The sequence below is a fragment of the Pseudaestuariivita sp. genome (assembly GCF_052825805.1).
In genome coordinates this window covers 24,479-32,188 of sequence record NZ_JBRBVB010000004.1, presented here as the reverse complement: position 1 = coordinate 32,188, position 7,710 = coordinate 24,479, and the positions used below count along the sequence as shown (strand labels likewise).

The window sequence follows — 7,710 nt, the reverse complement described above, 5'->3', positions numbered from 1 at the left end:
GCTTGCGCCCATTGTCTAAGATTCCCCACTGCTGCCTCCCGTAGGAGTCTGGGCCGTGTCTCAGTCCCAGTGTGGCTGATCATCCTCTAAAACCAGCTACTGATCGTAGGCTTGGTAGGCCATTACCCCACCAACTACCTAATCTAACGCGGGCTGATCCTTCTCCGATAAATCTTTCCCCCGAAGGGCGTATGCGGTATTACTCACCGTTTCCAGTGGCTATTCCGCAGAGAAGGGCACATTCCCACGCGTTACTCACCCGTCCGCCGCTCACCCGAAGGTGCGCTCGACTTGCATGTGTTAGGCCTGCCGCCAGCGTTCGTTCTGAGCCAGGATCAAACTCTCAAGTTGAAAAGCTGTTACCAGCTTATCCTTGACGTTCGAACCTCTGCACATCCATCTGACCGGCTAAGGTCAGATGAGTCATCTGTTTGTTGTGCTTCAGGTTACCGAAGTAACGCAAAGCCGTACAAACAGTGAAGCTGACTATCCATCATCGGATCGGGAACAAGTCCGTCTCCTAGGTAGTTGATATGCAGGTGTTTGATCCATCGAATGAACCAAGGCCGCCCACATATCTCTTCAGATATTTAGCGATTTCAAAGAGCGTCGAGACAAAATCGACCGGAAGCGCTAATTCTTTCTAGCGCGCCCCGCCTCAGTTACCTCAGTGTTTTTTGCCTCAGGCCCTTGTCGGCGTCTGCCGCTTCGTTCCGTTGGCGTCCCGTTGGCGCCTCAGCGCCGCCGGTGAGGGGGTATTTACGGTTAGGTGCTGAGGCCCGCAACCCCTTTTTTAAAAAAGCGTCATCTTTTTTGCATGAAAGCTATTTATTGAGCAAATTCAGAGTCTTGCAGGTGAACTTTTTTCGGATGGTCAAATTTTGAAAGGGCTTACCGGACGTAAATCAAACACTCGAAATGCGTGCAGAACTCTATATTTCGTGGCTCTGGGGCCCTTTTCTACAATCAAGCGTGGTTATCCACAGACTCGCGGCGACTCGTGCGAACGCAAAAGGGCGAGTCACCCCGCAGGATGACTCGCCCTTTTTTCTCCACATCGCCGATTTTTAGTTCGCGGCGGCCTGCGTGAGGTTTTCCAGCGCCGTCTGCATGGGGTCAGTCACCTTGGAAGCCATGTCTGTGCCGCCAGCATCGGCAATGCGTTTGGCCGGATCTTCGTATGCAAGCCAAACCGCACCGTCCTGATCCTCGTAGACAAGCACCTTGAGCGGCAGTGCCAAGCCTGCGGTCCGCGCCGCCTCCATCGCCGGAGTGCCGACCTTGGGATTGCCAAAGATGATCAACTGACTTTCCCCGATGTCGGCGCCGACGCTTTCAGCGCCCTCTCCGTGGTCGACGCGCGCAAAGACTTTTGCGCCGGCGCCGTCGATCGCTGCTTCGAGTGCGTCGGCTGCTGCGTCCACGGTTTTGTCAGTGGCGACCTTGATCGGCTCTGCGACAGCCGTGCCGCACAGAAAGAGGCTCGTGGTGAGAAGCGCTGCGAGTTTCATGGTTGATCGTCCTTTGGGAATTGCCGCGCGGTCTCACGCAGATCAGTAGGCCGCGGTCTGCGTCAGCTCTTTCAAAGCGCTCGACATCGGCATGGTGATCCGCATGTCGACAGGGGCTCCGGCGGATTCCTCGATCCTTCTGGCCGGCTCCTCATAAGCAAGCCAGACATCTCCGGCGACGTCTCTATAGACGAGGACCTTGACCGGGAGAGCCGTGCCGCTGTCGGCGGGCGCCGCAAAGAAGATCAGCTGGCTTTCTTCGATGTCCGATCCGACAAGGCCGGCACCGTGGCTTTGGTCGATGCGCAGAAAGGTGGAGGCACCGAGCCCTTCGATCGCCGCCACCAGGTCGTCGGCAGCTTGGGCGACCGTCTTCATCGTGGCGACCTTGGTAGGTTCGGCCAACAGGGGACCTGACGCCACCAGAGCGGTGGCGAGCACGCACGCGAACTTCATGGATGTAACCTCTGGCGTTTAAGACGCCGCGGTGCGGGGGGCTTTCTTGCCTCCCTGCCGCAGCAGAAGCAGTACACCGATAACACAGAGGTAGATGATTGGTTCCCACTGCCAGCCTTTGACCAGCATCAAATAATGTACGCCGCCGAGGATGACCGCGGGATACGTCAACCAGTGCAGCTTGCGCCACGCCGTGCCGCCGAGCTTGCGCACGGCCAGATTGTTCGAGGTCAGCGCCAGCGGCAGCATCAACAGGAACGAGGCCATGCCGACGGTGATATACGGGCGCTTGAGGATGTCCGCCCAGACCTGCGCCAGGATTTGCACATCCAGCACCAGCCACACCAGAAGGTGGCCCAGTATATAGAAGAAGGTGATGACGCCGAGCGCGCGCCGGAACTTGAGCAGGTTGATCCCGGCGTAGCGGCGCAGCGGCGTGATCGCGAGCGTCGCGATAAAGAGCTGCAGCCCCCACTCGCCCATCTGATGCTCCATCACCTTGACCGGGTCGACGCCGAGCCCGCCGGTGAGGCCAAGGTAAACGAGCCAGACGGGCGGGATCACCGCCACAAAATAAAGAGCCCACGCCGGGACCGGGCGCGCGGCCTTGTTCACGGTTGCGGCGATCATGGCGTGGGCTCCTTGTGTGGGCGGCGGTCCAATCCGGCGGAGGGCGTGGGACGGCGCCGCTTCACGCCGCCATCCTCCGGGTGTTAGCCTTTCGGGCATGTCTTTCACGCCCCTCTTTGACGCGGGTCCGATCATTGCCGCGCATGCCTTTGCCGCGATGGCGGCGTTCGTGCTGGGCCTTTGGCAGCTGATCGGCGCCGAGGGCACGGTGCGGCATGGGATCATCGACTACGTCTGGACCGCCCTGATGCTGGGCGTGGCCGCGAGCAGCCTGTGGATTCATGAGCTGCGGCTTGTTGGCCCGGTCAGTCCGATCCATCTGCTGTCCCTTCTCGTGCTGGTGAATGCGGCGCTGGCTGTGCTGGCCGTGCGGTGTAGGAAGGTCGCCCTGCACCGCGCGTCCATGCGCTCGCTCTTTTTCCTCGGGCTGGTGGTGACCGGGGGGGTCACCTTTCTGCCCGGCCGCGTGATGCACGCGGTGACCTTTGGCGGTCAGTAGAACTTGGCCAAGTCCATGCCCTCGTAAAGACTTGCCACCTCGTCCTCGTAGCCGTTGAACATCAGCGTCGGGATGCGCTTGGCAAAGAGGCCCGAGCCGATCACGCGTTCGGTGGCCTGGCTCCAGCGGGGGTGGTCCACCTCGGGGTTCACGTTCGAGTAAAAGCCGTACTCGCGCCCGTTCGACTTGTTCCACGACGTGGGCGGCTCGCTGTCGGTGAGGGTGATGCGCACGATCGACTTGATCGATTTGAAGCCATACTTCCACGGCACCACCAGTCGCAGCGGCGCGCCATTCTGGTTGGGAATCGTCCGGCCATAGATGCCCGTCGCCATCATCGTCAGCGGGTGCATCGCCTCGTCGAGCCGCAGCCCTTCGACGTAGGGCCAGTCGAGCACGGGGTAAGCGACACCGGGCATCTCGTCCGGGCGGTAGGCCGTCTCGAAGGCGACATACTTGGCGCTATCCTGCACGCCGGCCAAGTCGAGGAGATCCTTGAGCTCGAACCCGTTCCACGGGATCACCATCGACCACGCCTCCACGCAGCGGAAGCGGTAGATGCGCTCTTCGATGGTCATCTCGGACATCACCTGATCAAAGGCGTAGGTGCCGGGGCGGTCGACCAGCCCGTCGATCTCGATCTGCCAGCCTTCGGTGGTCAGCATATGAGCGTTCTCGGCGGGGTCGTCCTTGCCGGTGCCGAACTCGTAATAGTTGTTGTAGGTCGTGATCTCTTCCCACGTGTTCGGCTCGAGCGCGTCGGTGCTGGCGCGGGCCATCCCTGGTAGGGCTGTCGCAAGGCCGAGGCCGGCGATCCCCGCCATGATCTGCCGCCGCTTGAGGTAAGCCGCCTCCGGGGTCACGTCGTCCCATGTCAGGTCATTGGTCCAGCGATGTGCCATCTCGTCCTCCGGTTCGGCTCATATATATGTGTGCAGCTGTCCGCCGCTCTGCGCTTCTGTCATAACGAAGGCAACCCTGTCTCGGTTCGCAATCAAGTCTCACGCATTCGTGGTTGTCAGGTGATCGGCGTAGAGCCGGTCCATCGCCACGGAGGTCCCGTTGTCCTGCACGATGCGCACATGCTCGGGGCGCATGTCGCGCGGATCGGCGACGCCGACGGAATGCGCAATCATCTCGACTTCCTTGATCAGGCCCTTGGCATAATGCGCGACGCGGTCCTCCTTGTCCTCGGGCACGAGACCCTTCTGGAAGCGCTTGTCGTGCGTCGTGATCCCTGTCGGGCAGGTGTTCTTGTTGCACTTGAGCGCCTGGATGCAGCCGAGCGAGAACATGAAACCGCGTGCGGAGACGCAGAAGTCAGCGCCCGTGGCGATGGCCCAAGCGACATCGCCGGGCACCATCATCTTGGCACTGGCGATGATGCGGACGCGGTCCTTGAGGCCCGAGCGATCGCGCAAGCCTGCGACGATGGGGAGCGCCTCGCGGATGGTCAGGCCCACCAGATCCATCAGCGGCATGGGCGCGGCGCCGGTGCCGCCCTCCCCGCCGTCGACGGTGATGAAATCGGGTGCCCGCGCATGGCCCTGCGCCTTGACCTCGTCGAACATCGGCGCGATGGCGCGGGCGGAGCCGACGACGATCTTGATCCCCACCGGCTTGCCGGTCACGTCGCGCACGCGGTTCACCATGTCGAGCATGTCCGCAAAGCTCTCCACCTCCGGGTGGCGATTGGGCGAAAGGCTGTCGGTGCCTTTCTCGATCCCGCGGATCTCGGCGATCTCGTCGGTGATCTTGGCCGCGGGCAGGATGCCGCCCTTGCCGGGCTTGGCGCCCTGGGCGAGCTTGATCTCGAACATCTTGACCTGCGGATGTGCCGCGATGTCCTTGAGCTTGTCCTCGTCGAGCGCACCGTCCTTGGTACGCACGCCGTATTTGGCCGTGCCAATCTGAAAGACGATGTCGCAGCCCCCTTCGAGGTGATACGGCGACAGCCCCCCTTCCCCGGTGTTGAGCCAGCAGCCAGCCTTGGCCGCGCCGCGGCTCAGCGCCTGCACCGCCGGTTTCGAGATCGCCCCGTAGGACATGCCCGACACGTTAAAGAGCGACGGCGCATGGTAGGGGTGCCGCGCACCGGCGCCGATCGTCAGCGTCTGCGTCTCCGCCTTGGGCTGGTCGAGCGGCGGGAAGGCCGCGTTCACAAAGAGCGGCGTGCCGGGGATCGCCACATTGCGGGTCGAGCCAAAGGCGATCGTGTTCCCCTTCCCCTTGGAGGCACGGTCCACCCAATGCCGCTGCGCGCGGTTAAACGGCAGCTCCTCGCGGTCCATCGCAAAGAAGTACTGGCGGAAGAACTCCCCCAACGTGGAAAAGAGCGACCGGAACCGCCCGATCACCGGATAATTGCGCCGGATCGCGTCCTCCCGCTGGGTGCGGTCGATGACAAAGAGCACCGCGAGGGCCAGCACGCCCAGCCCCAATATCCAGACAAAGAGGATCGCCGCAGCGTCGAGAACTTGAAATGCAAAGCCCATGGGCGGCTCCTTGGTCGATTTCGCTCTACCCTGCACAGAGCCGAGCGCATCCGGCAAGCACACGCCGCATCGCGATTGCGTGGGGTCCGCAACGCCTTCGACCACAATAGAGAGCTGTCGCCGGCTTTGTTCAGACGATCCACGCAACGATCGCGCTCAGGTTGCGAAACTTCGCCTAAAAATTGCAAAGCGCGCAGGTATCCCGATTTTCTGTGGCCAATTACAGCGGCTGGTCCTTAAATCCGTGCGTTAACGATTGATCCCTTTTTCAACGCTCTTGTGACCCCGGGGGGACATCATGCCTCAAGATTTCAAAGAACAGCTTATCAACATCGCGCCGAGCTCTCCGCCACCGGGCAGCAATGTCATACCGCGTCCGGTCTTTCGCGAGGACCTCAACGGCGGCAACCCGATCCCGCTCGAAATCGGAAACACCGTGTCGGGCAAGGTTTCCGCGGCTCCCCGGTTCGACGTCGCAGACTTTATCCCATTCTTGGGAGAGGCGAACCGAAGCTACCAGGTGTCGGTGAGCGTTGACGGATCTGGCGGACACGAGGGCTTCATCCGGTCGAGCACCGAAGTGACCTCCATATCCGAGCTGGGCGACTTCTCCCTCTCCTTCCCGATCTTTACTGACGCCGAGGGCCGCGCGGACATAAACGTGACCTTGACCCGGGGCTTCAGCGCCAGCTGGTCGTTCGAGGTCGAGGCGCTCAATCCGACCACCGGCGAGGCGACGCTGCTGCCAACTCCCGTCGACACGATGGGGTTCGGAACGCGCGGCAGCGACAAGGTTGGGCTGACCTGGGGCAACGACACCTTTGACGCAAAGGGCGGGTCCGACGTGGTCAGTGGCAATCTCGGCGACGACAGCATCCTGGGTGGCAACGGCAACGACACGCTCGATGGCGAGAAGGGCAACGACACGCTGATCGGGGGCAATGGCCGCGATGTGCTGTCGGGCGGCTCCGGTGATGACGTGATCCGGGGCGGCGCACAGGCCGACCAAGCCTACGGCGGGACCGGAAACGACGACGTTGCCGGTGGCCGCGGCGACGACATTGTCTTTGGTGGCGCAGGCGACGACACCCTTTCGGGCGGCCGCGGGCGCGACCTGGTCGACGGTGGCGCGGGCGACGACATCATCGCAGGCGGCGGAGGCAAGGACACGCTGATCGGCGGAGACGGAGCCGACACGTTTGTCATCAAGCGCGGCGACGGCAGGGACACCATCGCGGACTTTGCCAGCGGCGAAGACGTGATCGACCTGACGGCCTTTGCGGTCTACGAACTCTCCGATCTGGGCATCAAGGCCGAAGGCGCAGGCAGCGTGAAAGTCAGCCTGCCCAGCGCGACGCTGATCCTCGACGGCGTGAGCCCCGACGCGTTGACCGACGCGGACTTCGTCTTTGCGGACCGCCCCGCGCCCGTGACCTCCAACAAGGGCGACCGGGTGCAGGGCCTCGACGGCGCCGATTTCATCGACGGCAAGAACGGCTCGGACCGGATCGACGGGCGCGGCGGCGACGACACGCTGCTGGGCGGCAATGGCCGCGACAGCCTCACCGGCAGCGAAGGAGACGACCAGCTCTTTGGCGGGCGCAGCGCGGACCTGCTGCGCGGAGGCGCGGGCGAGGATACGCTCGACGGCGGCGCGGGCAACGACGTGCTCTTTGGCGGGACCGGCGCGGACGTCTTTGTCCTTGGCAAGGGGCGGGACACCGCGCGCGACTTCGAGGCCGGGACGGACCTCGTCGATGTGTCTTTCTCGGGCGCCACGGACATCTCGCAGCTGACCATCGCCCAACAGGGCAGCCACGTGCGGATCAAGCTGAACGAGCGTGACAGCCTGCAACTGCGAGATACGGATGTCGCCAGCCTGACGAACGACGACTTTCTGTTCTGACGCGGACGAAGAATTGACTGCCTCGTGCGGGACGGAAATTCACGCGCCGTCCCGAGGGGTGGCGCATCGCGCCGCCCGTTTTGCCGGAGGCAAACCTTCGGTTTGACGGGGACGGGTCATGCCGGAGGCATGCCTTCGGCATGACGCGGCCTGACAGTGCCTGTCAGGCGGGCGCTTCGATCTGAGCGCAAGGCCAAGAGCGCCATTCAAGGC

Annotated in this window: 7 protein-coding genes and 1 rRNA gene; 2 read left to right on the top strand and 6 right to left on the bottom strand. The window is 62.7% G+C overall.

The window, feature by feature from the left end; translation table 11 throughout:
• From ACU0B3_RS07670 to msrQ, 4 genes are all read right to left on the bottom strand, one after another.
• Nucleotides 1–351 (bottom strand): 16S ribosomal RNA (locus ACU0B3_RS07670); the annotation flags it as partial.
• A gap of 716 nt (nt 352–1,067) precedes the next feature.
• A complete protein-coding gene (locus ACU0B3_RS07665) occupies nt 1,068–1,511 on the bottom strand; it encodes a DUF302 domain-containing protein (protein WP_446260255.1) in 444 nt (147 codons plus the stop codon).
• 42 nt (nt 1,512–1,553) lie between these two features.
• On the bottom strand, nt 1,554–1,967 hold the full coding sequence (locus ACU0B3_RS07660) for a hypothetical protein (RefSeq protein WP_446260254.1): 414 nt from the start codon (nt 1,965–1,967) through the stop codon (nt 1,554–1,556).
• A gap of 18 nt (nt 1,968–1,985) precedes the next feature.
• Nucleotides 1,986–2,597, bottom strand: a complete 612-nt coding sequence (gene msrQ / locus ACU0B3_RS07655; RefSeq protein ID WP_446260253.1) for a protein-methionine-sulfoxide reductase heme-binding subunit MsrQ — start codon at nt 2,595–2,597, stop codon at nt 1,986–1,988.
• A 97-nt stretch (nt 2,598–2,694) separates the two neighbouring features.
• Between msrQ and ACU0B3_RS07650 the strand changes: the two genes are divergently transcribed.
• Entirely contained in the window at nt 2,695–3,096 is a 402-nt protein-coding gene (locus ACU0B3_RS07650) for a DUF2306 domain-containing protein (protein ID WP_446260252.1), read from the top strand.
• Here the strand turns inward: ACU0B3_RS07650 and msrP are convergent.
• Both msrP and ACU0B3_RS07640 read right to left on the bottom strand, forming a co-directional pair.
• Nucleotides 3,090–3,998, bottom strand: a complete 909-nt coding sequence (gene msrP / locus ACU0B3_RS07645; protein WP_446260251.1) for a protein-methionine-sulfoxide reductase catalytic subunit MsrP — start codon at nt 3,996–3,998, stop codon at nt 3,090–3,092. The two genes, ACU0B3_RS07650 and msrP, sit on opposite strands and share 7 nt — an antisense overlap.
• A 99-nt stretch (nt 3,999–4,097) precedes the next feature.
• Nucleotides 4,098–5,591 carry an FMN-binding glutamate synthase family protein gene (locus ACU0B3_RS07640; RefSeq protein WP_446260250.1) on the bottom strand — a complete coding sequence of 498 codons (1,494 nt, stop codon included), beginning with the start codon at nt 5,589–5,591 and terminating at the stop codon, nt 4,098–4,100.
• 298 nt (nt 5,592–5,889) lie between these two features.
• Here ACU0B3_RS07640 and ACU0B3_RS07635 point away from each other — a divergent pair, with 298 nt between their 5' ends.
• On the top strand, nt 5,890–7,497 hold the full coding sequence (locus ACU0B3_RS07635; protein ID WP_446260249.1) for a calcium-binding protein: 1,608 nt from the start codon (nt 5,890–5,892) through the stop codon (nt 7,495–7,497).
• Nucleotides 7,498–7,710: the final 213 nt, after the last annotated feature.